This window comes from Janthinobacterium sp. HH104, assembly GCF_001758715.1.
Lineage (GTDB): Bacteria > Pseudomonadota > Gammaproteobacteria > Burkholderiales > Burkholderiaceae_D > Janthinobacterium > Janthinobacterium aestuarii.
Genome location: NZ_LRIB01000047.1, coordinates 133,395 through 157,375 on the forward strand (window position 1 = coordinate 133,395; position 23,981 = coordinate 157,375).

Consider the following 23,981-nt stretch of genomic DNA (forward strand, 5'->3'; position numbering starts at 1 on the left):
GCCGAGGCTCTGCGTTGTCTTTTATGCCGCGTGCTTGCTTCCATCCGCCAGCACGGCCAATAGTCTCGCCTTATCCTTGCGGTAAGTATCGACGGCCGCTTCCTTGACGTGGCCGAAGCCGCGGATTTTCTCGGGCAGGGAAGCCAGTTCCACGCAGGTGGCCAGGTTGTCCGCCGTCAGGTTGACCAGCAGGCCGGCCAGCAGTTCGCGGTATTCGACGATCAGCGCGCGTTCCATCTTGCGCTCGGCCGTGTAGCCGAAGAGGTCGAAGGTGCCGCCGCGCAAGCCCTTGGCTTTGGCCAGCAGCTTGAAGGCGCGCCACATCCAGGAACCGAACTCCGCTTTCACCAGATGCCCTTTCGCATCTTTTTTCGCGAACAGCGGCGGCGCCAGGTTGAATTTGACGGAAAAATTCCCTTCGAACTGCTGCTGCAATTGCTCCACGAAACGGCCATCCGTGTACAGGCGCGCCACTTCGTATTCATCCTTGTAGGCCAGCAATTTGAAATAGCTTTTCGCCACGGCGGTCGACAGTTTCTGTCCCAGCCCCAGGGTGTTTTCGCGGTCGCGCACCTGTTTCACCAAGGTCGCATAACCATCCGCATACGCGGCGTTCTGGTAGGCCGTGAGGAATTCCACGCGCTTCTTGATGACGCTGTCGAGGCTTTGCGGCATTTGCACGATGATCGCTTGCGCTGGCGTGGCGATTTGCGTCACCTTGCGCACGTCGACGGCGGCGCGGCGGCCCCACAGGAAACTCTTCTTGTTCGATTCGATGCCCACGCCATTGAGTTCAATGGCGCGCAGCAAGGTCGCTTCCGTCAACGGGATACGGCCCTTTTGCCAGGCGTAGCCGAGCATGAACAAGTTGGCGGCAATCGAGTCGCCCATCAGCGCGGTGGCCAGTTTGGTGGCGTCGATGAAGTCGGCCGCATCGGCACCGCCGACGGATTCCTCGATCAGCTGGCGCACTTCCGCCGTCGGATATTGCCAGTCCGCATTCTGCGCAAACGTGCCCGGCGGCTGCTCGTGCAGATTGACGACTGCCAGGCTGCGGCCCGGACGCATTTTCGACACGGCATCCTGCGCCCCGGCCGTCAGCATGTCGCAGCCCAAGATCAGATCCGCTTCGCCCGTGGCGATGCGCTGGGCGCGGATGTGCGCGGGGGATTTGGCGATTTTCACGTGCGAGGTGACGGAACCGTTCTTTTGCGACATGCCCGTCATGTCCAGCACGGACGCTCCCTTGCCTTCCAGGTGCGCCGCCATGCCCATCAGGGCGCCGACAGTGATGACGCCCGTGCCGCCGATGCCGTTGATCAGGATGTTGTACGGTGCGTCGCAACCGGGCAGTTGGGGTTCCGGCAGCGGACCGAAATTGTCCGTCTCGCCCGCCTTGCTCGCGCCCGTCTTGGTCTTCTTCAGGCTGCCGCCCTCGACAGTGACGAAGCTGGGGCAAAAGCCCTTGGCGCACGAGTAATCCTTGTTGCACGAGGATTGGTCGATGGTGCGCTTGCGGCCAAATTCCGTCTCTTTCGGCAAGATCGACACGCAGTTCGACTGCACGCCGCAGTCGCCGCAGCCTTCGCAGACGGCGTCGTTGATGACCATGCGCTTGGCAATGTCCGGATACTCGCCTTTCTTGCGGCGCCGGCGTTTCTCGGCCGCGCAGGTCTGGTCGTAGATCAGCACGGATACGCCTTGCACTTCACGCAATTCGCGCTGCACGGCATCCATGTCCTTGCGGTCGTGCAAGGTCAGGTGGGCGGGCAGGTTGCTGCGGTCGCTGTAGCGGCTCAGGTCTTCCGTCACCAGCGCAATGCGGGCGATGCCTTCGGCCGCCACCTGCTGCGCCATCATCGGGACGGTGATGAGGCCGTCCACGGGCTGGCCTCCCGTCATGGCGACGGCGTCGTTGTAGAGGATTTTGTAAGTGATATTCACCTTGGCCGCCTGCGCGGCACGGATGGCCAGATAACCGGAATGGAAATATGTGCCGTCGCCCAGGTTCTGGAACACGTGCGGCAGTTCGGAAAACGCGGCTTGCCCGATCCACGGCGCGCCTTCGCCGCCCATGTGCGTGGTCAGCTTGTTCATTTCCGGGTAGATCGATGTGGCCATCACGTGGCAGCCGATGCCGGCCAGCGCCAGGCTGCCGTCGGGGACTTTGGTCGAGGTGTTGTGCGGGCAGCCGGAGCAGTAGAACGCGGGGCGGAACGGCGTGTTCACGGCTTTCTTTAATACCGCATCCTTGGCGTCGAGGAAGCTCAGGCGCGCCTTGATCAGGTCGCACGTGACGGGGTCGGAAATCAGGCGCGCGATGCGGCTGGCGATGACCCGCGCCACTTGCGAGACGGAAAAATCCGCCTTCGAGGTCAGCAGCCATTCGCCGCGCGGCGCCACCCATTCGCCTTTTTCGTCGAATTTGCCGATCACGCGTGGGCGCACGTCGTCGCGCCAGTTGTACAACTGCTCTTTTAATTGGTATTCGACGATTTGCCGTTTTTCTTCGACGACGAGGATTTCATCGAGGCCTTGCGCGAATTCGCGCACGCTGTCCGGTTCCAGCGGCCACGGCATGGCCACCTTGAACAGCCGCATGCCGACGTCGGCCGCCATTTGCTCGTCGATGCCCAGCTCTTCCAGCGCTTCGAGCACGTCCAGGTAGGATTTGCCGGACGCGATGATGCCCAGCTTGGCGTTCGGGCTGTCGATGGTGGTGTGGTTGAGCTTGTTTTCTCGCGCGTAAGCGAGGGCCGCATAGATCTTGTAATCCTGCATCAGCGCTTCCTGGTTGCGCGCCTGCTGGCCCAGCGGGATGCTCGACAGGCGCGCGTTCAGGCCGCCTTCGGGCATCTGGAAATCCTGCGGAATTTTCACTTCCACGCGGAACGGGTCGGCATCGATGGAGGCCGACGATTCGACCGTGTCGGCCAGGGCCTTGAAAGCGACCGTGCAGCCAGAAAAGCGCGACATGGCCCAGCCGTGGATGCCGAGGTCCAGGTATTCCTGCACATTGCACGGATACAGGACGGGGATCATCGAGGCGGAGAACAAATGGTCGGACTGGTGCGGCAGGGTCGACGAATAGGCGCCATGGTCATCGCCGGCCACCAGCAGCACGCCGCCCAGTTTCGCCGTGCCCGCATGGTTCATGTGCTTGAAGACATCGCCGCAGCGGTCCACGCCAGGACCCTTGCCATACCACATGGCGAACACGCCGTCGTACTTGGCCGGGCCGATCAGGTCGACCTGCTGCGAACCCCAGACGGCCGTGGCGGCCAGGTCTTCGTTGACGCCGGGCACGAACTGCACGTGGTGCGCTTCCAGCTGTTTCTTGGCTTTCCACAGGTTCTCGTCGAGGCCGCCCAAGGGCGAACCGCGGTAGCCGGAGATGAAACCGGCCGTGTTCAGGCCAGCAGCCTGGTCGCGCAGGCGCTGCATCATCGGCAGACGTACGAGGGCCTGGATGCCGGACAGGAAGATGGCGCCGGAAGTGGCTGTGTATTTGTCGTCGAGGCTGACGGTGGTCAAACGGGAAGTGTCGGGGGGTGTAGATGGCGCGGCACCGGCGTTTCTAGCGAACGCTGCGGAGCCGTTTTCCGTGGTCACGGACATGGCTGTCTCCAAAAGGGTGTTTCAGATGACGGCTGTACAAGGGACGCGCCCGGTAAGGCGCGCGCTGTGCAGACGGGATGGCCGCGTGTGGGCGGCACATAACTATTTTAAATTTAAAATAGTTAATGTGGTCAGTGTAGAACGACCATGGGGACGGGGCAAATACGGTTTGACGATGGGGGTATAAGAAATACTTATGTCATGGGCGAGAGCACATGCGCCCCCGCCCAGCGCCCGCTGCCGCACAGCTCGGCGGCCACTTGCAGCACGAGGTTTTTCACGGCGTTGCCCGCATTCGTCAGGGGAATGTTTTTCGAGGCGCACAGGGCCACCGTGCGCGACAGGACGGGGCTGTGGATGGCGTAGCTGCGCATGGCGCCGCTGTCGAGTTCGGCCAGCAGGGGCGCGGCGGGCAGGATGGTGGCGCCCATGCCGGCCAGGATGGCCGATTTCAGGATGGCGATCGAGTTGATCTCGATCACGTTCGCCGTCTCGAGGCCCAGTTCGCGGGCGCGGCTGTCGATGCGCGGGCGCACGCCATGCTGCAGGCCCGGCAGGATCAGGGTGGCGCTCAACGCCTGCGGGAACGACAGCGCCGAGCCCGCGGGCGCGAACGGTGAATCGCTGCGGCAGATGAAACGCATCTCTTCTTCCACCAGGGGACTGCAGGCAAACGGGGTCAGCTGGCCATCGTCGAACAGCACGGCCAGGTTGATGCGTCCCGATTTGAGCTGTTCATTGAGGTTGCCCGTGATTTCTTCCGTCAGTTGCAGGGTGATTTCAGGGTAGCGTTCGCGCGCGGCCAGCAGCAGAGGCAGGGCCAGCGCGCCCGATATGCTGTGCGGCAAACCCAGGGTGACGTTGCCGGACGGCCGCGTGGCGCTTTGCGTGACGGCCGAGCGGGCGTCGGCCACCTGTTTCAGGATCGCTTGCGCATGTTCGTAAAACACCTTGCCCGCGTCCGTGCTGAGCACGCCCTGCGCCGAGCGGTGCAGCAGCTGCACGCCCAGTTCCTCTTCCAGCTGGCGCAGCTGCTGCGTCAGGGCCGGCTGCGCCACGTGCAGGATCAGGGCCGCACGCGACAGCGAGCCGTGGTCGACGATGGCAACAAAGTAGCGTAATTGGCGCAGTTCCATGGGTCCCAAAAGCGGTGCGTTGAGCGGAAAAGCAGCATATTGCGCCGCAGCGCCGAACGCGGCCAGCAGAATAACAATTTTGTTATACTCATTCTAACGCCTTCGGTGTTCCAGCCGCGTATTTGTGGGATGACAGCATGCTCAAGAAAGTTGATTCGTCTCAATTAAAAGTGGGCATGTACATTCATGACCTCAGCTGCGACTGGATGACGCATCCATTCGTGCGCAACCGTTTCCTGTTGCGCAGCGACAATGAAATCCGCAAGATCGTGCAGGCCGGCATCCACGACGTGGTGATCGACAGCGGCAAGGGCCTCGACGTGCAGGACGCGCCCACGGTGGCGCAGGCGCAGGCTGACACGGAACGCGAACTGGTGCAGATCGCCACGCCGCCGCAAGTGGTCACGCGCGTTTCGCTGGGCATGGAGCTGGCGCGCGCCACGCAGGTGCGGCGGCAGGCTGCCAGCCTGGTGCGCACGGTGATGGCTGATGTGCGCCTGGGCAAGGCGGTCGAGCTCGACCGCGTGCAGCACACGGTGCAGGATATTACCGAATCGATCCTGCGCAATCCCGGCGCCCTCGTCGGCTTGTTGCGCATCAAGAGCAAGGATGACTACACCTTCCTGCATTCCGTCAGCGTGTGCGCGCTGCTGGTGGCGTTTTGCCGCTCGCGCGGCATCGATGCGGCCACCACGCACCAGGCCGGTCTCGGCGGCTTGCTGCACGACACGGGCAAGGCGCTGGTGCCCGATAGCGTGCTGAACAAACCCGGCCCCCTGAGCTCGGAAGAGTTTATCCAGATCAAGCGCCATCCGCGCGACGGCTACGACATCCTGCGCCAGTCGCCCGAGGTGGGCGCCATTCCCCTCGACATTACCTTGCACCATCACGAACGGCGCGACGGCAGCGGCTACCCGGACCAGCTGGCCGGCGACGCCATCAGCGAACTGGCGCAGATGGCCGCCATCGTCGACGTATATGACGCGCTGACGTCGGACCGCAGCTACCACAAGGGTATTCCCGCCGCCGAAGCCTTGCGCAAGATCTATGAATGGAGCAAATTCCACTTCAATCCCGTGTTCGCGCAGGATTTCATGCGTTGCGTGGGTATTTATCCGGTAGGCACCATGGTGATGCTGGAGTCGGGCCGCCTGGCCGTCGTCATCGAGGCGCACGAAAGCAATCTGCTGGCGCCGAAGGTCAATGTGTTTTTCAGTACGAAGAGCAAGACCTACATCAAGCCGGAAACGGTCGACCTGTCGCGTGGCTTCGGCTTCGGCGGCGCCGACAAGATCGTCGGCCATGAGTCGGCCGCCAAGTGGCAAGTCGATCCCATGCGTTTTCTTTCCCTTGCAGACGCTTAGAAAAACTCTGCCGTATCGTTCGAGGTAATGGTTGTCAGTAAGCCTTTTGCCACCAGTTCGTCGTAGTGGCACGCCAGGTTGCGGCCATGGCTCTTGGCGTAATACAAGGCCTGGTCGGCGCGGCCGAGGATGATGACGGGCGCTTCGTAGGCGTTGATGCTGACGAAGCCGACGCTGACGGTCACTCTGCCCACTTGCGGGAAGTCGTGCGCTTCGACATTGGTGCGGAAGCGGTCGATGATTTTCTGCGCATTTTCCAGGGTGATCGAGCGCAGCAGCACGACGAATTCCTCGCCGCCGAAGCGGAAGATGCGGTCTTGCGAGCGGAACGACGATTGCAGCTGGTTGGCGATCAGGATCAGCACTTCATCGCCATACAGGTGGCCAAATTTATCGTTGACCAGCTTGAAATGATCGACGTCGATCACGGCCAGCCATTGCCGTTCGGTGTCCGTATGGTGGCGCCGCTCTTCATCGACGGGACGCGGCTTTTCCGCTTCCGGCTCGCCGCGGCTGTGCAGGATTTTCGCCAGCTGGTCGTCGAAGGTCTTGCGATTCAACAAGCCGGTGAGCGAATCGCGTTCGCTGTAGTCGAGCAGGTTCTGGAAATTGCGGTACACGCTGACGATGCCGCCGATCACCTGGATGGTGGCGCCCGTGTACGGCGTGGGATTGGTGATTTCCAGGCAGGTGGTGACCTGGTCGCCGATCCAGATGGGCAGCCACAGCAGGTGGCGGCCGTCCGCGCACAAGGTGTCGGCGCTTGCTTCATGGCGCTTGATGCAGGCGGCCAGGGCCGGGTAGTCGGACAGCGGTTCGCCTGGCAGGGTCGGGTCGTTATGCTCTTCCATGCGGGCCACGCTGCCCGCCACGATGATGGCCCGCGACCGCACGAACACCTGGCCACGCACGGTGGTCAGCGCCAACACACGGGTCTGCGACGCGGCAGCGAGTTCCTGGACCGCCGAGATCACGGAGATGTCGAGCATCGTGTGGTCGCGGTGCCCGGTCATGTCCACCATGTGTTTCAGTAGGGAATCCATTGTCGATCTCTGGAAAGTGGTCACACAAGTGTCGTCATACCAGCATTGCATCAAGCAAGAGCATGTTCGCGTCCGTCTACAAGAAGCCAAGATTTATTTGGTGGCATGACGCTCTGTACCGCCGGGCGAGAGGCCTTTCCAAAGAAGAGCTAAGCAGGATAATGTCTTTTTGCCTAATAGGCAATTAACGTATGCAATATTTCATGTAAATACATGAGATTCATGCACTGCATTGCAAAAAACTTGCCCTGACGCAGGCTTTCAATCCGGATCGCAACATTTGTTTGCGCCAGCCGCCATTTCACCAGAGTTTGATAATTTCCATGTGGAAACTTGTGGCGCGTCAATTTGCCAAAACGTGGACGCTTTATAGTCAATGTAATGGCGCAGAAATTTACGGCAGGAAACATATTAGCAGGAAAGGGCAATGTTTCCCACCCGATTGCGCCAGGGACTTGTGATTCACTTTTGGGAGCTTGTCATGCATACCTTCCTGTCGGCAGTACAGCAGTTTGTCAAGGATGAGGATGGCATTACGGCAATCGAATACGGCCTGATCGCGGCGTTGATGGCTACCGCCATCACGGCCGGTTTCTTGCTGATCAAGACCAACTTGCTGGCCGTCCTCACCGATATTTCGTCGAACCTGGTGTTGACGCCCTAAGCGGGTGCCCGCCGCTGGCCGGCCAGTGGCGGGTTTTTTTCGGGAGGTGTGCCATGCCTGCAACTGCCTTGTGCGACCTGCTGCTGCTGTGCTTTGTGACGGGGGCCGCCGTCAGTGATTTGATCCAACGCAAGATTCCGAATTGGCTGGTGCTGGCGGGCATGCTCGCCGCGCTGGCGCTGCATTTGTGGCTGTGGCCACACCGCGTGCCGCAACTGGTGCTGGGCGGCATGGCAACGGGTTTTTTCCTCTTTTTACCCTTGTACGTGCTGCGCGGAATGGCCGCCGGCGACGTCAAGCTGATCGCCATGGTGGGCGCCTTTGTCGGTCCCTGGCCCGTGCTGCAGATCTGTTTTGCCACATTTGTCCTGGGCGGCGTGATGGCCGTGCTGATGATCACCTGGCAGGGCAAGTGGCGCGTTTGCCTCGGCAATCTGCGCCAGCTGATGTGGCCGATGATCGCGCGCATGGCCGGCATTCCGCTGGCGCCAAGCGCGCTGGGCAGCGGCGCCAGCGTGGGCAACATGCCGTACGGACTGGCCGTTGCCTTGGGCTGCCTGGTGGTGCAAGGGCGGAATTATTTCTGATTGGAATTCATTGCTCTGAATCAATGGACGCCAGTTCTCGCTCGCTAGAATGAATTCTGTTCAATGCAGTCCTAACCGGCTTGGAGACGCAGCATGACCGAGGTCGACTATTCCATGAGCACCGACAGCGTGCCGCGCCCTGCCGACGCGAACCTGATGCCGCCCTTGCCGCCGCAGCCGAAGAGCTTGCGTGAAACGGGACTCGAGCGGCCGCTGGTCGTCGAACTGATCGCCAAGCTGATGTTTGTGGGCGGCAAGACGCACCTGTCCGCGCTGACGACGCGCTTGCGCCTGTCGATCAATGTCTTGCGCGAAGTGCTCGATTTCATGGTGACGGAGCAGATGGCCGAAGTGGCCTGGCGCGGCGAATCCGATATCGACGTGCAGTACCAGCTGACGAGCGCCGGCAAGCAGCGCGCCAGCACCTTCCTCGAACGCTGCGCGTATATCGGCGCCGCGCCCGTCACCCTGGAAGCGTACCGCGCCATGGTGGCGCGCCAGTCGTGGCTGGCACAGGAACAGCGCGTCGGCAGCGATGACCTGGCCGCCGTGCTCGGTGGTGCCCATGCGGGGCCGGGCATGCTCGACGTGGTCGGCGCGGCCCTGCATTCGGGGCGCTCGCTGCTGCTGTACGGTCCGCCCGGCAGCGGCAAGTCCACCTTGGCGTTGCAGTTGGGACAATTGCTGCACGGCCTCGTCGCCGTGCCCTACGCCATCGTCGTCGGCCACGACATCATCCAGTTGTACGATCCGGCCCAGCACCTGCCGCCCGCGCCGCAGCACGTCAGCCATGCGCGCCAGGCGCTGGAACGGCGCAGCACGGATATCCGCTGGGTGCTGTGCCAGCGTCCCGTGATCCACGTGGGCGCCGAGCTCGACGCCGGCATGCTGGAACTGCGCCATGACGCCAGCGGCGGCTGCTACCAGGCGCCGCCCCATGTGCGGGCGAATAACGGCATGCTGATCATCGACGACCTGGGCCGCCAGCGCCTGGGCGCGCAAGAATTGCTGACGCGGCTGATGCAGCCGCTGGCGCGCGGCAGCGATCAGCTGGGCCTGCCCGGCGGCTTGCAGATCAGCGTACCGTTCGACAATGCCCTCGTGCTGGCCACGAATGTGCCGCCGGGCGAGCTGTTTGACGCCGCCTTGCTGCGCCGCATCGGCTACAAGGTGCAGGTGGGGCCGCTGGCCGAGAACGCCTATCGTGCCCTGTTCCGCCAGCAATGCCGGCTGGCCGGTATGGCCATCGACGAAATGGCTATCAACCATTTGCTGCAGCTGCACGGCGCGCAGGGGCGGCCTTTGCTGGCCAGCTATCCGCAGGAATTGCTGGCGCGCATGGGCGACTTCGCCGGCTTTGCCGGCTGTGAAGCGCGCCTGACGGTGGCCGCCCTGGAGCAGGCCTGGAGCAGCCTGTTTGCCAGCTGCGACATGCCGGCCGCCAGCCTGTGCGAGCGTATCGCATGAAAAACCGGCGCGCCCTCCTGATGATGGCCCTGGCCGTGGTGCTGGGTCTGCTGGCCGTACTGCTGGCCTCGCACTGGCTGCTGCGCCAGACGCCGGCCGGCAAGGGCAAGATCGTCGTCGCCTCCAGCGATGTCAATCTGGGCCAGCGCCTGACACCCGAGATGCTGCGCCTGGCCGAGTGGCCGGCGGAAAGCTTGCCGCAAGGCGCGCTGCAAGATCCGGCAAAACTGGCGGGACGCGTGCTGAAAACCAGCGTGCTGCGCGGCGAGCCGCTGAGCGAGGCCAAGCTGGCCCCCGTCGGCACCCTGGGTGGCCTGTCGGCCCTGATCACGGAAGGGCGGCGCGCCATCACCGTGCGCGTCAACGACGTGATCGGCGTGGCCGGCTTCGCCTTGCCGGGCAACTATGTCGACATCATCGTCAGTACCCAGCAAGATGCCGGCGACCGCGCGTTTCCGCAAAGCCGCAACATTTCCAAGATCGTTCTCGAACGCATCCTCGTGCTGGCCGTGGCGCAGGAAGTGGGGCGCGACGAGACCAAGCCGCGCGTGGTCAACGCGGTGACCCTGGAAGTGACGCCGGAACAGGCGGAAAACCTGGACCTGGCGCGCAGCGTGGGCAGCCTGTCGCTGGTGCTGCGCAACCAGGTCGATCCGCAGCCGGGCGTGACGGCGGGCGCGACCAAGCTGACCTTGCTGGGCGGACCGCACGACGCCGAGCCTGCTCCCGTGCCTGCCGCCGCCCCCGTGCTGGCCGTGGCGCCGCGTCCGGTGCGCGTGGCGAAGGCGCCGCCGGAACCACAGCGCCAGTGCAGCACCGTCATCGATGGGACGCGCCAGTCGCGCGAATGTTTTTAGCCAACCATGGACACGCTCATGAACCGCGCCCTGCTGACACTGTGCTGCCTGCTGTTGCCGCTTGCCGGCGCGGCAGCCGATCCTGGTCCCCGCTGCGGCGGCGAAGCGGCGACGCCCGGCAACTTGCAGCTGCAGGTGGGCAAGTCGAGCATGTTGCGCCTGCCCGAGGCGGTGCTGGCCCGCAGTGTCGGCAATCCGGCCATGCTGCAAGCCATGCTGGTCGCGCCCGACACTTTATATGTGGTCGGTGTCGACGTGGGCAGCACGAATATGATCATCCAGGGACGCAGCGGCGTGTGCAGCGTGGTGAACGTCAGCGTCAGCATGGATCCGTCCGGCTTGCAAACGACCCTGGCGGCCCTGATGCCGGAAGAAAAAGCCATTCGCGTCACGGCCGTGGCCGACACCCTGGTGCTGTCGGGCACGGTGCAGGACGCTGGTGCCGTGCTGCGCGCCACCGAGCTGGCGCACGCGTATGTGCGCCGCGCTACCGCACCGCTGGCGCTGCCCAAGCCCGCCGACGGCGCCGCCATGCCGGCGGCCGCCACGGCGTCCGCTGGCAGCGCGAACAGCCGCATCATCAATATGCTTGACGTCAGCGCGCCGCAGCAGGTGATGCTGGCCGTGCAGATCGCCGAAGTGTCGAAGTCGCTGCTGGAACGGCTGGAAGTGGGCGCCACCTTGCGCTTCGCGTCCGGCAGCTGGGCCACCACCTTGCTGTCGAATTTCCTGAGCGGCACGGCCAATGGCTTGCTCGACGTGCGCAAGTCGAATGGCCAGCAGCTGACCATCGAGGCGCAGAAACAGGATGGCCTGGTGCGCATCCTGGCCGAGCCAACGGTGATGGCGATCAGCGGGCAGGAAGGCAGCTTTCTGGCCGGCGGCAAGATCTTCATTCCCGTCGGCCAGGACAACAACAAGATCACCTTGGAAGAGCGCGAGTATGGCGTCGGCCTGCGTTTTACGCCCACCGTGCTGTCGGGCGGGCGCATCAATTTGAAGGTGGCGCCGGAAGTGTCGGAACTGTCGCGCGAGGGGGTGGGCATTTCCGCCGCCGGCGTCAGCGGACGTTCTATTTTGCCCGTGATCACCACGCGGCGCGCCTCGACCACGGTGCAGCTGTACGACGGCCAGAGCTATGCCATCGGCGGCTTGATCAAGAACAACCAGGTGAGCAACATCACGGGCGTGCCGTGGCTCAGCGAGCTGCCGATCCTCGGCGCGCTGTTTCGCAGCACGGACTTCCAGCATGACCGCACGGAATTGTTGTTCGTCATTACCGCGCATCTCGTGAAACCTTTGCCGGCGGACGCCGTACTGCCGACGGCGCAGCTGGCGCCGCCTTCGCGCACGGACTTGATGTTGCGCGGCAAGATGGAAGGCACCTTGCCGTTGGCGCCGCCGTCCGTGCCGCCACCGCGCGCGGCCAACGGCTTCGAGTTGAAATGAGACGGGGAGACACGCCATGCCGAACTCGCTCCTGATATTGCTGCGGCGCCTGGCCGCCTTGACTCTGGCCATGCAGCTGGCCGCCTGCGCACACAGCAGCACGCCGCAGCTGGACCCGCGCTTCGGCGACGCCGTGCGCCTGGCCATGACGCAGCAGGTGCGCGATCCGGCCAGCGCGGGAAATCGCCAGCCTGCCGACGGCCTGGACGGGCCCAGCGCGCACGCCGTCATGCAGCGCTACCGCGCCTCGTTCGTCGAACCGAACGGCCAGGCGCCGCAGCCGGTGCAGTTCATGCTGGGAGGCGGCAATGGCAAATAGACGCCAGGGCCAGCGCGGGGCGATGCTGATCGCCTTTTCCATCCTGCTCATCCTGGTGCTGGGTTTTATCGGCCTGGCGCTCGACGTGGGCCAGGTCATCGGCCGCAAGACGGAATTGCAGAACCTGGCCGACAACGCGGCGCTGGCGGCCGCCGCGGAACTGGTGGGCACGCCCGAAGGCTTGCTTGCTGCCGTGACGAAGGCCAAGAGCAGCGCGGCCGACAAGAGCGCGTGGCGGCGCCGCATGCAGGGCGCTATCCTGTCGGACGCCAGCATCCGCTTCGCCAGCGTGCCCGACGCGCCCGCCAGCGAATGGCATGCGGCGGGTGCCGTGCCCGATGCGGCCACGGCGCTGTTCGTGCGCATCGATACGCAGGCCAATGAGCCGTCGCTGGGGCGGGTGGCGACGGCGTTCCTGGGCGCCTGGTCGCCGGCGCTGCGCACCCTCGACACGGGCGCGCGCGCCGTGGCGGGACGTACCAGTCTGAACCTGACGCCGCTGGCCGTTTGCGCGCTGTCGGCCAGCGCGGCCAGTGCGCGCACGAATGCGGCGCTGCTGCCGGCCGTCGAGCTGCTGGAATATGGCTTTCGCCGCGGCGTGGCGTATAACCTGTTGAAACTCAATCCGAACGGCCCGGCGGCCGAACATTTCGTGCTCAATCCCCTGGGCCAGCTGGGCATGGTGGGACCGTCGCTGCAGGTCGGCGAGACCAGCGTGTTGCCGTTTGTGTGCAGCGGCACGGTGCTGTACCCGCGCATCGGCAGCGCGCAAGTGCACGTGCACCGGCCGTTTCCCGCCACCTTGTGGCCGGCCTTCAACGCGCGCTTCAACCTGCACGCGGGCAGCGGTTGCCATCCCGTCACGTCGCCGCCCGACACGAATATCCGCGCCTATCCGAATGCGGCCGCGAACTGGTGGATGACGAACACGCCTGACGCGCCGAGCGCCCTGAGCACCGGCAATCCGCTGCTGTCCGTGGCCGATCCGGAATCGAACGCGACGCCGCCCGCCGTCGGCAGTTACGGGCCGCTGTGGTCGTTTGGCAGGGCGGTCAAGTACAGCAGCGTGAAGCCGGCCGGCGGCTATCTGCCGTTTGCCACCAGCGACTGGAGCAAGCTGTATCCGGCCCTGCCCGCCGCGCCGGCCGCCAAGTCCGGCTATCCTGCCACGCCGCCATACCAGACGCTGGGATTCCAGACGGCACCGACCGGCAACACGGGCGTGGCACAGCGGCGTCTGCTGCATGTTCCCTTGCTGGCCTGCCCGCTGCCGGCCGGCAGCGACGTGCTGGCGCAAGTGCGCGGCATCGGCCGCTTCTTCATGACGGCGCCGGCCACCAATGGCGTGCTGAGCGCCGAATTTGACGGCCTGGCGGCCGAGGGCACGCTGATGGGCCCCGTGGAGTTGCTGCAATGAGGCCGCCCTGCCGCGCGCCACGCCGCCAGCATGGTGTCGCCGCCATCGAGCTGGCGCTGATCATGCTGTTTTTCATGGGCCTGTTGCCCTTCGTGCTGCTGTTCGGCCGCGCGCTGCTGGTGTACACGGCCCTGCAAAAAAGTACGCACGATGCGGCGCGCTACCTGGCGACCATGCCGCTGTCGCAGATGGCCAGTATCGGCACGGCGACCCAGGGCGTCGCATTTTCGCGGCAGATGGTGGTCGAGGCGATGGCGGAAAGCTGGCCCACGATGGAGTCCGTCCGGGTCAGCGTGGACTGTACCTATGCCGACGATTCCTACAACTGCGGCAATTACGCGACGCCGCCGCAGCAGGTGCATATCAAGGTGTCGGTGGACATGCCCATCGTCTTCTTGCCCGACCTGACGCGCGCGTGGCTGCCGCAGCTGGCGCCTATCCCCTTGCGTTCCAACGCGACATTGCGCTATGTCAATTAACCTGCGCCTGCGCCGCCAGCGCCAGGGCGGCGTATTTGCCGTCGAATTCGCCATGCTGGCGCTGTTGTTCCTGCTCTTCCTGTTCGCCATGCTGGAATTGGCGCGCGCCGTGTACCTATGGAATATGGTGCACGAGATTACCCGGCGTGCCGCGCGCGGCGCGGCCGTCACCGATTTCAGCAATGCAAGCGCGCTGCAGGCCGTGCGCACGCATGCCGTGCTGCGGGCCGCGCCGGGCGTGCTGCCGCTGGGCGGCGGCATCAGCGATGCGTATGTGCGCATCGATTATCTGTCGCAGTCGAGCAGCGGCGCCGCGCTGGCGGCCGTGCCGGTGACGGTATTGCCGGGCTGCCCGCAACGCAACCGCATCAATTGCCTGGACGACCCGCATGGCGCCAGCTGCATCCGTTTCGTGCGCACACGCCTGTGCGTGCCTGGCGACGGCGGGCGTTGCGAGAGCGTGCCATACCGGCCCATCCTGCCGCTGCTGAACGTGATGTTTCCCTCCGGCGCAGGCGCCGTGCGCCTGCCCAACGGCGCCACCATGGCGGTGGCCGAGTCGCTGGGCTATCCGGACAATCCCGGTTTTTGTCCCTGAGCGCCACTTGACGGCGCAGCCGAATGTGTAGACCTGAAAGAAGCGAGGAAGTGCGATGAAAGCCTTGATGATTAGCCGCGACGTCAGCTTGCACGATGAAATTGCCGCGCAGGGGGCGGCCCGCATGCCCGTGCTGCGGCTGCTGGAACGGCGCAGCGGCCTGCGCGACGCCGTCGAGCGCATGCTGCCGGAAGCACCGGAACTGGTGATCGTCGACGCCAGCGGCATCGATGCCGATGAAGCCGACCTGCTCGAGCGCCTGGCGCGCCAGTATCCGCTGGCCGTGCTGATGCTGCTCACGCGCGGCCAGCAGCAGGATGTCTTGATACGCGCCATGCGCGCCGGCATGCGCGAAGTGCTGCAGCTGCCGCTGGTGCACAAGGCTTTTCACGAAGCGATGGACAGGGTCGATATCCAGGCTGGCGTGACGCAGATGCGCGACGGTAAAGTGCTCGCCTTCATCTCGTGCAAGGGCGGCAGCGGCGCCACCTTCCTGTCGACGAATTTTTCCTATGCGCTGGCCAGCCTGGCCGGCTGCAAGGTGCTGCTGATCGACCTGCACGGCCAGTTCGGCGACGCCACCTTGTACGTGTCGGACCAGAAGCCGGCCATGACCCTGTCCGACATCTGCGCGCAGATCGCGCGCATGGACGGCGCCTTTCTCGCCTCGTGCCTGGTGCACGTGACGCCGAACTTCGGCGTGCTGGCGGCGGCCGACGACCCGTCGCACAAGGTCGACATGCAGCCCGAGCACATGGACCGCATCCTGGCCGTGGCGCGCCAGCACTACGACTACATCGTGCTCGACGTGGGGCGCCAGATCGATGCGCTGTCGCTGCGCGCGCTCGACAACGCCGACGCCATCTATCCGGTGCTGCAGCTGGCCTTGCCCGATATCCGCGACGGGCGCCGCCTGCTCGACATTTTCCGTTCGCTCGGCTATCCGGGCGAGCGCCTGCGCCTGATCGTCAACCGCTATGAGAAGGGCGGGCGGCTGCGCCTGGCGGACCTGGAGCAGGCGCTGGGCGCGGAAGTGGTGCATACGGTGCCCAACGATTACATCGCCGCCACCGATTCCGTCAACCAGGGCATTCCGCTGCTGCAGCTGTCGCGCACCAGCGCCGTGGCGCGCAGCCTGGCCGAACTGGTGGAACTGGTGACGGCGCGCCGCGTGACGGAAAGCCGCGGCCTGTTCGACCGCTTGTTCAGCCGTAGCGAGGCTTGACGCGGTCGCCGATGAACGATGTCAAGGCTCCCGCCGGGGGCCATCATGGGAGCCGAGATGACTTTACGCGAACGCCTGGCGGCGAATGAAACGGTGCGCCCCGCCACGAATGGACAAGGCGCGCTGGCGCTGCACGCCTACCAGGAACTGAAAAAAACCATGCACCAGACGATACTCGACCGTATCGACCTGGAACGCCTGAAACGCCTGACGGCGGAGCAGTTCAAGCACGAGCTGGCGCTGCTGGTGCAGCGCGTGATCGAGGAAGAACGCATCGTGCTGAACCAGCATGAGCGCCACAGCCTGGTGCTCGACATCCAGCACGAGATGCTGGGCTTTGGCCCGCTCGAGCCCTTGCTGGCCGATGCCAGCGTGTCCGACATCCTCGTCAATACCTGCGACAAGGTGTATGTGGAACGGGGCGGGCGGCTGCAGTTGACGGACGTGACCTTCCACGACAATGCGCACCTGATGAAGATCATCGAAAAGATCGTCTCGCGCGTGGGGCGGCGCGTCGATGAATCGAGCCCGATGGTCGACGCGCGCCTGCCCGACGGTTCGCGCGTGAACGCCATCATTCCGCCGCTGGCCGTCGACGGACCGATCCTGTCGATCCGGCGCTTTGCGGTGCAGCCGCTCACCATCGCCAACCTGCTCGACTACAAAAGCCTGACGCCGCCCATGGTGCAGGTGCTGCAGGCGCTCGGCCAGGCCAAGGTCAACATCCTGATCTCGGGCGGTACGGGCAGCGGCAAGACGACCCTGCTCAACGTGCTGTCAGGCTTCATTCCCGGCAGCGAACGCATCGTCACCATCGAAGATGCGGCCGAACTGGCGCTGCGCCAGCCGCACGTGGTGCGCCTGGAAACGCGCCCGCCAAATATCGAGGGCAAGGGCGAAGTGAGCCAGCGCGCGCTGGTGCGCAATGCGCTGCGCATGCGGCCCGACCGCATTATCCTGGGCGAGGTGCGCGGCGCCGAGGCGCTCGACATGCTGCAGGCGATGAACACGGGCCATGAAGGGTCGCTGGCGACCATCCACTCGAACACGGCGCGCGACGCGCTAGCGCGGCTGGAAAACATGGTCGGCATGGCCAACGTGAACCTGACGCCGCGCGCCACGCGCCAGCAGATCTGTTCGGCCGTGACGGTGGTGATGCAAGTGTCGCGCCTGACGGACGGCGCGCGCAAGCTGGTCAGCCTGCAGGAAGTGACGGGCATGGAAGGCGACATCATCGCCATGCATGAAATTTTCCGCTTCGAGCAGACGGGTGTCGATGCCGACGGCAAGGTGCAGGGCCACTTCTGCGCCACGGGCGTGCGGCCGCGCTTTACGGAACGGCTGCGCATGTTCGGCGCGCCCGTGCCCGACAGCGTGTTCGACCCCGACCGCATCTACGAGTAAGGAGGGAACCATGGACCTGGTCTTCTACGGCTTTGCCGTGCTGCTGTTCGCCGCCTGCATCCTGATGGTGGAGGGCGTTTGGCTATGGTGGTCGGGCACGCATGGCAGCGCGGCACGACGCATCAACCGGCGCTTGCGGCTGATGGCGGCGCGCGGCGAGGGGGGCGGCGAGCGGGTCTCCATCCTCAAGCAGCGCCGCTATGCGCGTTCGCCCGGCCTGGAGCGCTTGCTGCGGCGCGCGCCGCAGGCGGCGCGGCTCGATCGTTTGCTGCTGCAATCGGGCTTGTCCTGGTCGGTGGCGCAATTCCTGGGCGGCACCGGCGCCTTGCTGCTGGCGGCCTTGCTGCTGCTGATGGCCTGGTCCATGCCTTTGCCCGGCGCCTTGCTGCTGCTGTCTTGCGCCGTGAGCGCACCGTGCTTGTGCGTGCTGCGCGCGCGCGCGGCGCGGCTGAAAAAGATCGAAGCGCAACTGCCGGAAGCGGCCGATTTCCTGGCCCGCGCGCTGCGCGCCGGGCACTCGTTTTCGAACGTGCTGCAGATGGTGGGCGATGAACTCAATGAGCCGATCAGCGGCGAATTCAAGATGGCGCATGAAGAGATCAATTACGGCGTGCCGATGAACGAGGCGCTGCAAAACCTGGCCGCGCGCATTCCGCTGACGGACTTGCGCTATCTCGTCATCGCTGTGCTGGTGCAGCGCGAATCGGGGGGAAATTTGGCCGAGGTGCTGATCAGCATCGCGCGCATCATCCGCGCCCGGCTAAAGCTGCTGGGGCAGGTGCGCGTGCTGTCGGCCGAGGGACGCATGTCGGCCTGGGTGCTGGGCCTGATGCCGGTGGTGATGATTGGCGTCATGGCGCTGGTCAACCCGCAATACATCCGCCTGCTGTGGACCGATCCCAGCGGCATCAAACTGCTGTGGTACGCGGCCGGCATGGTGGCGCTGGGCGTGGTCTGGATGCGCAATGTGATCCGCATCCGCATCTAAAACAGGAGGTGCTATGAGCGGTGCACAACTGCTGTTTCTCGTGATCGTCTTTGCCGTGGTGGTGGCGCTGGCCCTGCTGGCGTGGGTGATCTTCTTTCCTGGCACTTTGCGCCAGCGCCTGTTTGGCGCCACGGCGCCTGCCGCCAGCGAGGCGGTGGTGGAAAATGGCTGGGTGGAGAGGGTGGCGCGCGTGGCGCAGCCGTTCAGCAAGCTGTCGCTGCCGGAAGAGGGCTGGGAACGTTCGCCGCTGCGTACGCGCTTCATGAACGCGGGCTGGCGGCAAGCCAGCGCACCGGCCCTGTATTTTGCGGCGAAGACCGTGCTGGCCCTGCTGTTTCCCACCGTGCTGGGCCTGTATGCGGCCAGCGCCATGGCGGCGCAGCTGCGCAGCGTGCTGCTGTTGCTGCTGTGCGTCAGCGCCACCATCGGCTATTACCTGCCCAACCTGGTGCTGGCTAGCACGGCCAAGCGGCGCCAGCGCGACATCTTTGAAAACATCCCCGACGCGCTCGACTTGCTGACCGTCTGCGTGGAAGCGGGCCTGAGCCTGGAGCGCGCGCTGGTGAAGGTGTCGGGCGAAATCCATATCAAGAGCGTGGTGCTGGCGCAGGAATTGCAGCTGGTGCTGATGGAAATGCGCGCCGGCTTTTCCAAGGAAAAGGCGCTGCGTAACCTGGCCCTGCGCAGCGGCGTGGAAGACGTCGACACCCTGGTCGCCATGCTGATCCAATCGGAACGCTTCGGCACGAGCATGGGCGATTCGCTGCGCGTGCATTCGGAAAACCTGCGCGGCAAGCGCAGCCTGCTGGCAGAAGAGGCGGCAGCGAAGATCGCCCTGAAACTGCTGTTCCCGCTGATCTTTTGCGTCTTTCCCACCCTGATGCTGGTGCTCATGGGGCCGGCCGTGATCGAAGTCTATCGCGTGCTCGTGCCGGCCATGGCCAGCCGCTGAAAGGAACTACCATGCGCTTGACGATTTCCCGCCTGGCCGCCACCTGCGCCTGCCTGGGCCTGGCCGCCTGTACCACGCAGCTGGCCCACGTGCCGGTGGCGGCGTGGCCCGACGCCGATGCCGCCTATGCGGCGGGGCGCCAGCATTTCGAGCGGGGCGACTTGCCCGCTGCGCAAACGGCCTATGAGCAAGCCCTGCGCCATGCGCCGCGCCACGTGAACGCCCGCAACGGCCTGGCCGTGCTGCATGCGCAGCGCGGTGAACACGACGCGGCGATCGCCCATTGGCTGGCCTTGACGCAGGAGGCGGGCATGCCGCAGCCGCGGCAGGCCTATCTGTTCAGCAATCTCGGCCATGCCTATTATTTGAGCGGGCGCGATGCGCAAGCGTTGACTGCGCTGGAACAGGCCTGTCTGCTCGACCCGCTCAATGCGCAGGCCTGGCGGCACCTGGCGCAGGTGCTCGTACGGCTGGGGCAGCATGAGCGCGCCACCGTCATGCGGCGCCAGGCGGCCAGCTTGCAGGAACACGATGTGCGGCGCGACATGGCCTTGTTGCGCGGTGAGACTTCGCCGAAGGTTGTGTCAGTGCCCGCGCCGGTGCCGGATGCGCCCGCCATGGCGCGCGTGGAGATTACGCAGAGCGATGGCATGGCCCGCCTGCGGCGCGTGCCGGCGGCGGAGCGCAGCCTGCCCGTTAGCGCGTCGGTACCGGCTGCACCTGTGGCCGGTGCGCCGCATCCGCGCCTGGAAATTGTGAATGGCAACGGCGTGCCCGGCCTGGCCGCCGCGCTGGCGCGCAGCCTGGCCGGTGCTCCCGTGCAGGTGGTGCGCTTGGCCAATGAAACCAGCTTCCAGGTGGCGCGCACGCGCGTCGAATACCGGCCCGCGCAGGAGCAGGCGGCGCGCCAACTGGCCCGCCAACTCGGTGCACAGGTGCGTACCCAGGTGCAGATCCAGGCCGCCGACTGCCCCGCCAGCGAACTGCGTCTGGTGCTGGGGCGCGACCTCAGCGATCCCGCCATGCTGCACCGCTATTATCTGCAGCAATTGCAACTGGCGCGCCGGGCGCTGGCGCGGCTCGGTTAACACATCTCTGCCGGCATAAAAAAGCGGCGCCTTTGCGGGCGCCGCGTGCTTTTCATGCTGCGGATTATTTCGGCTGCCGGCGGCGCGTAAAAGCCAGGGCTGCCAGTCCCGTGCCCAGCAGGAACAAAGTGCCTGGCTCCGGTACTTGCAAGGGTTCGATGACGACGATGTCCGTGCGCGTGGATTTGGAAAAGTTCAAGGTGTAGCTGCCGGCAGGCAGGGCGAAATTCGACGTCAGCGAAAACATCGCAAAGCCATTCGTGAAGGCGCGCCCGGTGGCCGGGTCGTTGGTGCCGGCCGTCATGTTCAGGCTGAAGGGATCGAGGCTGCCGACCGTATGGTTGCCATTGACGTCGCTGCCATTGTTGGCGTCGCCATCGGGCGCGAACTGGAAGATCACGCCATCGGCATTCGCGTTCGACAGGCAGCCCACGGGACTGGACGTATTGCACGAGATATTGAAGATATCCATGATCGACACGCTCGACTTGTCACCCATGGTCGTCACGCTGGTGCGCAGGTCGCGCCGTCCCATGAAGTTGAAGGTGATGAAGCCGGCGCTCGACAGGGTCAGGTTGACGGAGCCGGTGAGCGTATCGCCTGCCGTGGCCGTGGCGGCGCCGACCGTGTCGCGCTGTGCTTCCGCAACGGCGCGCACGGTGGAGCCGGCGGCCGTGAGCATATTGCCAAAGGCATGCGCGTCGCCACGTGCGAACTCCAGGGTGGAACTGGGGCTGGGTGCGTAGTTATTTTGCGGCAAGCCGCTGCAGCCGCCGCCCGAACATACTTGCAGCACGTCCGCGTTGGCGGCCGGGCCCGTATTGACGGCGCGCGGATTGACGGCCACGCCGCCCTCGAAGAAGGCGCTGTCGCTGGCATTGCGGTTGGCGCCGGCCAGCGACAGCGCGCCGGCACTGGTGGTGATGCGGAAAGAGTTCAATTCGTTGACGGCCAGGCCGTACGCGCCGGCCTGCGCCTGGCCGCTGGCCAGCAGACTTGCCGCCGCCAGTGCGCCCAGCCAACTTAGGGTCTTGCTTCGTGTGTGATCGACGTTCATCGCAGCCTCTTATCGTAGTCAGTCTCGGAAAATCCGGGGGAGAAAGAATCCAGAATGACCTGCCTGGATTCATCTCGTAGACAGTGATAAGCAGCTTGCGTGCCACACAAAAAAAGCATATTGAATCAAGGGCTTGCGCAAAGCGGACTGAGCCGGTGGAAGCAAAGTGTAAGAAAGGCCGACGCCGCTTTCAGGTGCCCCGGTGATAGCCGAGGTGGCCGCCGGAATTGCGCGCGCAGCCGCAACCGATGCGCGCCACTTCCTCGCCTTCCGTCAGTTTCCAGTTGGTAATCGTCGTGTGCTGCCAGTCGATGTCGCTTTTCTTGACAGGCTTTACCGTCAAGGTGCGGGTTTCCGCATCCGTGTACTCCATCAGCTCCTCGTCGTCGGCGATGTCGAAATGGCGGTGGATCAGGGAAATGCCAAAGCGGTCGAGCGCGCCATAACGTTGCAGCACGTCGCGCAGTTCGCGAAAGCAGGCGAGGTCATCGGGCAGCAGCGGATTGACGGCGGAAATATCGGCGACGGGCTGCCATTGCATGGCGTGGATGTTCAGGCTGTGCATGATAGGCTCCTGTGCCCCGTGATGGTAGGACCAGGCTGCCAGAGGGGCACTGGCAACCTGTCGAAACGTCTATCGTGGCCGCAAAGCCGATGCGGCGTTTGCGCCAGATCAAAGGTGCGGCACATCGCCTCGCGCCGATAATTGCCCGGTAAAATAGGCCATGGCAAACAAAACCCCCACTTTCCCCGGCGCACGCACGGGCCGCGGCCAGGTCCTGGCCGTGCTGCTGTCGAACCGCGATCAGTCTGGCGCCGAACCGCTGCAAGGCCGCGTCTCGCTGGCCGCCATCGTCAAGGCATTGAAACGCAAATACCACTGGCCGATCGAGACGCACAGCTTTCCCGCCAACACGCAGGACGGCCGCGCCAGCTGGGCGACCGTCTACAGCCTGCCGGAAAAGGTCATAGAGACCGCGCTGGACAGCGGCGGCCGGGAGTGGCTGGAAAGCCGGGGAGTACCTGGGCGGCGCTGAGCGCGCCGCCTGCCTTGCTCGATCCCTTTATTCGAGCCGGAAGCCGACCTTCAGCGTGACCTGGAAGTGCGCCACCTTGCCATCGACGATATGCCCGCGCGATTCCGTCACTTCATACCAGTCCATATGCTTGACCGTCAGCGCCGCCTTGGCAATGGCATCGCGTATCGCCTGATCGCTGCTCTCGGTCGAAGTTCCCACCAGTTCGATCAGCTTGTAAGTGTGTGCGGACATGATATTTCCCCAGGTAGGCAAGCCAGACATCGTGAGCCTGCATTGCGCAAGCACGTGCTCATCTTGCGCCTAAATGTGCTGGACGTCATTGCGCGGTGCAGCAATGCGAGCGTGAAGTGGGGAAAGGCCAAAGTCATGCTGACAGTATTGCTGTCAATGCAAGTGGTGGCTTGAGTTACTTGACGCAATGATGATCTCTCTGGCAGAAGTCGGTTTACAATCGAACGCAATGCTACTGGGAGAATGTTCAATGAAAATCAAGAGACTGCTTCAGTACATTTTATTTTTGGCAGGTTCACTAAGTTTGGCATGTGCTGACGCTCAAGTGGTGGTGCAAGCAAGTGCAGTTAAATTGCAGCCGTACATTGATAGGGATCAGTCCGGCTTTTTCTCATGCGGCGTACGCGCCATCATCACTGACTCCAGACCGGGATTTGTCGATGCTCATGACTTTACCTTGGCAATCCGTGCCGATATGGCAGGAGGACTAATTAAAGCCGGCAAGTCTAGTACTTCAAATAGTAGTCTCGTTAAGGGAAAACCTAATACGAATGCTGTCCTGCCTGCACCAATCAAGTTCTGGATTGCCAAAGAGGCCGAAGGAAAGGCAATATCTCCACTGCACATCATTGCTGCTGAGACACCTGGATACATTCTTGAGGCTACCGACCTTAGCCTAACAGTCAGCGCAATTTTGGCAATTACAAGTGGCGAACGTATGCAGTTTGCGAATCGCTACAAGAATGAAACTGTCGATACAGTTATCGCATTCGCCGCAACGATGCCAGAGAATGAGCGGCAATCGCTACTGATTTGTCTTTCTGATGTTGCTGATCGATTAGGAGAGCTCAGCAATTGACACTGCCTTATTTGTCGAAAGGACGATCCGTACATAAACCGCTGCACACGGATTAGACAAAGCAAGCTATTCAAGGGTTAGATGGAAACGACACCTAAGCCGGAAACAAAAAGGGCTACCAGCCGAAGCGGGTAACCCT

At 64.0% G+C, this 23,981-nt stretch carries 23 protein-coding genes; 17 read left to right on the plus strand and 6 right to left on the minus strand.

The genetic code is table 11. The features are described from left to right. Positions 1-21: 21 nt before the first annotated feature. Both JAB6_RS21865 and JAB6_RS21870 read right to left on the minus strand, forming a co-directional pair. On the minus strand, positions 22-3,618 hold the full coding sequence (locus tag JAB6_RS21865) for an indolepyruvate ferredoxin oxidoreductase family protein (RefSeq protein ID WP_070304494.1): 3,597 nt from the start codon (positions 3,616-3,618) through the stop codon (positions 22-24). A 194-nt stretch (positions 3,619-3,812) separates the two neighbouring features. Next, positions 3,813-4,754, minus strand: coding sequence for a LysR substrate-binding domain-containing protein (locus tag JAB6_RS21870; RefSeq protein ID WP_070304495.1), 942 nt, complete (start codon positions 4,752-4,754; stop codon positions 3,813-3,815). Positions 4,755-4,930: 176 nt separating this feature from the next. On the opposite strand from JAB6_RS21870, the gene JAB6_RS21875 reads away from it, so the two are divergent. Continuing rightward, positions 4,931-6,118, plus strand: a complete 1,188-nt coding sequence (locus tag JAB6_RS21875) for an HD-GYP domain-containing protein (RefSeq protein ID WP_254671743.1) — start codon at positions 4,931-4,933, stop codon at positions 6,116-6,118. Here JAB6_RS21875 and JAB6_RS21880 read toward each other — a convergent pair. After that, entirely contained in the window at positions 6,115-7,161 is a 1,047-nt protein-coding gene (locus JAB6_RS21880; RefSeq protein WP_034752974.1) for a GGDEF domain-containing protein, read from the minus strand. The genes JAB6_RS21875 and JAB6_RS21880 overlap by 4 nt on opposite strands. Before the next feature lie 481 nt (positions 7,162-7,642). Here JAB6_RS21880 and JAB6_RS21885 point away from each other — a divergent pair, with 481 nt between their 5' ends. The 14 genes from JAB6_RS21885 to JAB6_RS21950 all read left to right on the plus strand — a co-directional run bounded on the left by JAB6_RS21885 (position 7,643) and on the right by JAB6_RS21950 (position 20,655). Next, on the plus strand, positions 7,643-7,825 hold the full coding sequence (locus tag JAB6_RS21885) for a Flp family type IVb pilin (RefSeq protein WP_034752975.1): 183 nt from the start codon (positions 7,643-7,645) through the stop codon (positions 7,823-7,825). A 53-nt stretch (positions 7,826-7,878) separates the two neighbouring features. After that, entirely contained in the window at positions 7,879-8,412 is a 534-nt protein-coding gene (locus JAB6_RS21890; protein ID WP_070304497.1) for a prepilin peptidase, read from the plus strand. A gap of 93 nt (positions 8,413-8,505) precedes the next feature. After that, complete coding sequence (locus tag JAB6_RS21895; protein ID WP_083292901.1) at positions 8,506-9,879, plus strand: ATP-binding protein; 1,374 nt, start codon at positions 8,506-8,508, stop codon at positions 9,877-9,879. Beyond that, positions 9,876-10,736, plus strand: a complete 861-nt coding sequence (gene cpaB, locus JAB6_RS21900) for a Flp pilus assembly protein CpaB (RefSeq protein WP_070304498.1) — start codon at positions 9,876-9,878, stop codon at positions 10,734-10,736. The genes JAB6_RS21895 and cpaB overlap by 4 nt, the downstream gene beginning before the upstream one ends. A gap of 18 nt (positions 10,737-10,754) precedes the next feature. Further along, entirely contained in the window at positions 10,755-12,185 is a 1,431-nt protein-coding gene (locus JAB6_RS21905) for a type II and III secretion system protein family protein (protein WP_070304499.1), read from the plus strand. A 16-nt stretch (positions 12,186-12,201) separates the two neighbouring features. Further along, positions 12,202-12,504, plus strand: a complete 303-nt coding sequence (locus tag JAB6_RS21910; protein WP_034752980.1) for a hypothetical protein — start codon at positions 12,202-12,204, stop codon at positions 12,502-12,504. Beyond that, entirely contained in the window at positions 12,494-13,921 is a 1,428-nt protein-coding gene (locus JAB6_RS21915) for a pilus assembly protein TadG-related protein (protein ID WP_070304500.1), read from the plus strand. Before JAB6_RS21910 ends, JAB6_RS21915 begins: the two co-directional genes overlap by 11 nt. After that, positions 13,918-14,400, plus strand: a complete 483-nt coding sequence (locus tag JAB6_RS21920) for a TadE/TadG family type IV pilus assembly protein (RefSeq protein ID WP_070304501.1) — start codon at positions 13,918-13,920, stop codon at positions 14,398-14,400. Before JAB6_RS21915 ends, JAB6_RS21920 begins: the two co-directional genes overlap by 4 nt. Continuing rightward, positions 14,390-14,998, plus strand: coding sequence for a TadE/TadG family type IV pilus assembly protein (locus tag JAB6_RS21925; RefSeq protein ID WP_070304502.1), 609 nt, complete (start codon positions 14,390-14,392; stop codon positions 14,996-14,998). The genes JAB6_RS21920 and JAB6_RS21925 overlap by 11 nt, the downstream gene beginning before the upstream one ends. 55 nt (positions 14,999-15,053) lie before the next feature. Beyond that, positions 15,054-16,223 carry an AAA family ATPase gene (locus tag JAB6_RS21930; RefSeq protein WP_070304503.1) on the plus strand — a complete coding sequence of 390 codons (1,170 nt, stop codon included), beginning with the start codon at positions 15,054-15,056 and terminating at the stop codon, positions 16,221-16,223. A gap of 57 nt (positions 16,224-16,280) precedes the next feature. Continuing rightward, positions 16,281-17,627, plus strand: coding sequence for a CpaF family protein (locus tag JAB6_RS21935; RefSeq protein WP_080698639.1), 1,347 nt, complete (start codon positions 16,281-16,283; stop codon positions 17,625-17,627). Positions 17,628-17,637: 10 nt separating this feature from the next. Continuing rightward, entirely contained in the window at positions 17,638-18,615 is a 978-nt protein-coding gene (locus tag JAB6_RS21940; RefSeq protein ID WP_070304504.1) for a type II secretion system F family protein, read from the plus strand. A 13-nt stretch (positions 18,616-18,628) separates the two neighbouring features. Continuing rightward, positions 18,629-19,567 (plus strand): type II secretion system F family protein, encoded by a 939-nt coding sequence (locus JAB6_RS21945; protein ID WP_070304505.1) that lies wholly within the window; start codon positions 18,629-18,631, stop codon positions 19,565-19,567. Positions 19,568-19,578: 11 nt separating this feature from the next. After that, a complete protein-coding gene (locus JAB6_RS21950; RefSeq protein ID WP_070304506.1) occupies positions 19,579-20,655 on the plus strand; it encodes a LytR C-terminal domain-containing protein in 1,077 nt (358 codons plus the stop codon). 64 nt (positions 20,656-20,719) lie between these two features. On the opposite strand, the gene JAB6_RS21955 is transcribed toward JAB6_RS21950, so the two are convergent. Both JAB6_RS21955 and JAB6_RS21960 read right to left on the minus strand, forming a co-directional pair. After that, positions 20,720-21,712: an EDSAP-1 family PEP-CTERM protein gene (locus JAB6_RS21955; protein WP_034752995.1), complete on the minus strand. Its 993-nt coding sequence runs from the start codon at positions 21,710-21,712 to the stop codon at positions 20,720-20,722. A 190-nt stretch (positions 21,713-21,902) separates the two neighbouring features. Next, on the minus strand, positions 21,903-22,277 hold the full coding sequence (locus JAB6_RS21960; RefSeq protein WP_051991346.1) for a hypothetical protein: 375 nt from the start codon (positions 22,275-22,277) through the stop codon (positions 21,903-21,905). Between the two features lie 160 nt (positions 22,278-22,437). Between JAB6_RS21960 and JAB6_RS21965 the strand changes: the two genes are divergently transcribed. Continuing rightward, positions 22,438-22,749, plus strand: a complete 312-nt coding sequence (locus JAB6_RS21965) for a hypothetical protein (protein ID WP_070304507.1) — start codon at positions 22,438-22,440, stop codon at positions 22,747-22,749. A gap of 27 nt (positions 22,750-22,776) precedes the next feature. Here the strand turns inward: JAB6_RS21965 and JAB6_RS21970 are convergent, their stop codons facing one another. Continuing rightward, the gene (locus tag JAB6_RS21970; protein WP_034753599.1) at positions 22,777-22,983 is read right to left on the minus strand and encodes a dodecin; all 207 of its coding nucleotides are present in this window, start codon (positions 22,981-22,983) and stop codon (positions 22,777-22,779) included. A 250-nt stretch (positions 22,984-23,233) separates the two neighbouring features. On the opposite strand from JAB6_RS21970, the gene JAB6_RS29110 reads away from it, so the two are divergent. After that, positions 23,234-23,842, plus strand: coding sequence for a hypothetical protein (locus JAB6_RS29110; protein WP_139143477.1), 609 nt, complete (start codon positions 23,234-23,236; stop codon positions 23,840-23,842). Positions 23,843-23,981 lie beyond the last annotated feature (139 nt).

What these genes read in the sequence shown, in the direction of transcription:
- JAB6_RS21875 (WP_254671743.1), top strand. Translation starts at nt 4,931, where the DNA reads ATGTACATTCATGACCTCAGCTGCGACTGGATGACGCATCCATTCGTG.
- JAB6_RS21965 (WP_070304507.1), top strand. Translation starts at nt 22,438, where the DNA reads ATGGCAAACAAAACCCCCACTTTCCCCGGCGCACGCACGGGCCGCGGC.
- JAB6_RS21925 (WP_070304502.1), top strand. Translation starts at nt 14,390, where the DNA reads ATGTCAATTAACCTGCGCCTGCGCCGCCAGCGCCAGGGCGGCGTATTT.
- JAB6_RS21885 (WP_034752975.1), top strand. Translation starts at nt 7,643, where the DNA reads ATGCATACCTTCCTGTCGGCAGTACAGCAGTTTGTCAAGGATGAGGAT.
- JAB6_RS21905 (WP_070304499.1), top strand. Translation starts at nt 10,755, where the DNA reads ATGAACCGCGCCCTGCTGACACTGTGCTGCCTGCTGTTGCCGCTTGCC.
- JAB6_RS21915 (WP_070304500.1), top strand. Translation starts at nt 12,494, where the DNA reads ATGGCAAATAGACGCCAGGGCCAGCGCGGGGCGATGCTGATCGCCTTT.
- JAB6_RS21935 (WP_080698639.1), top strand. Translation starts at nt 16,281, where the DNA reads ATGACTTTACGCGAACGCCTGGCGGCGAATGAAACGGTGCGCCCCGCC.
- JAB6_RS21950 (WP_070304506.1), top strand. Translation starts at nt 19,579, where the DNA reads ATGCGCTTGACGATTTCCCGCCTGGCCGCCACCTGCGCCTGCCTGGGC.
- JAB6_RS21890 (WP_070304497.1), top strand. Translation starts at nt 7,879, where the DNA reads ATGCCTGCAACTGCCTTGTGCGACCTGCTGCTGCTGTGCTTTGTGACG.
- JAB6_RS21970 (WP_034753599.1), bottom strand. Translation starts at nt 22,983, where the DNA reads ATGTCCGCACACACTTACAAGCTGATCGAACTGGTGGGAACTTCGACC.
- JAB6_RS21945 (WP_070304505.1), top strand. Translation starts at nt 18,629, where the DNA reads ATGAGCGGTGCACAACTGCTGTTTCTCGTGATCGTCTTTGCCGTGGTG.
- cpaB (WP_070304498.1), top strand. Translation starts at nt 9,876, where the DNA reads ATGAAAAACCGGCGCGCCCTCCTGATGATGGCCCTGGCCGTGGTGCTG.
- JAB6_RS21960 (WP_051991346.1), bottom strand. Translation starts at nt 22,277, where the DNA reads ATGCACAGCCTGAACATCCACGCCATGCAATGGCAGCCCGTCGCCGAT.
- JAB6_RS21930 (WP_070304503.1), top strand. Translation starts at nt 15,054, where the DNA reads ATGAAAGCCTTGATGATTAGCCGCGACGTCAGCTTGCACGATGAAATT.
- JAB6_RS21940 (WP_070304504.1), top strand. Translation starts at nt 17,638, where the DNA reads ATGGACCTGGTCTTCTACGGCTTTGCCGTGCTGCTGTTCGCCGCCTGC.
- JAB6_RS29110 (WP_139143477.1), top strand. Translation starts at nt 23,234, where the DNA reads ATGAAAATCAAGAGACTGCTTCAGTACATTTTATTTTTGGCAGGTTCA.
- JAB6_RS21865 (WP_070304494.1), bottom strand. Translation starts at nt 3,618, where the DNA reads ATGTCCGTGACCACGGAAAACGGCTCCGCAGCGTTCGCTAGAAACGCC.
- JAB6_RS21880 (WP_034752974.1), bottom strand. Translation starts at nt 7,161, where the DNA reads ATGGATTCCCTACTGAAACACATGGTGGACATGACCGGGCACCGCGAC.
- JAB6_RS21870 (WP_070304495.1), bottom strand. Translation starts at nt 4,754, where the DNA reads ATGGAACTGCGCCAATTACGCTACTTTGTTGCCATCGTCGACCACGGC.
- JAB6_RS21910 (WP_034752980.1), top strand. Translation starts at nt 12,202, where the DNA reads ATGCCGAACTCGCTCCTGATATTGCTGCGGCGCCTGGCCGCCTTGACT.
- JAB6_RS21955 (WP_034752995.1), bottom strand. Translation starts at nt 21,712, where the DNA reads ATGAACGTCGATCACACACGAAGCAAGACCCTAAGTTGGCTGGGCGCA.
- JAB6_RS21895 (WP_083292901.1), top strand. Translation starts at nt 8,506, where the DNA reads ATGACCGAGGTCGACTATTCCATGAGCACCGACAGCGTGCCGCGCCCT.
- JAB6_RS21920 (WP_070304501.1), top strand. Translation starts at nt 13,918, where the DNA reads ATGAGGCCGCCCTGCCGCGCGCCACGCCGCCAGCATGGTGTCGCCGCC.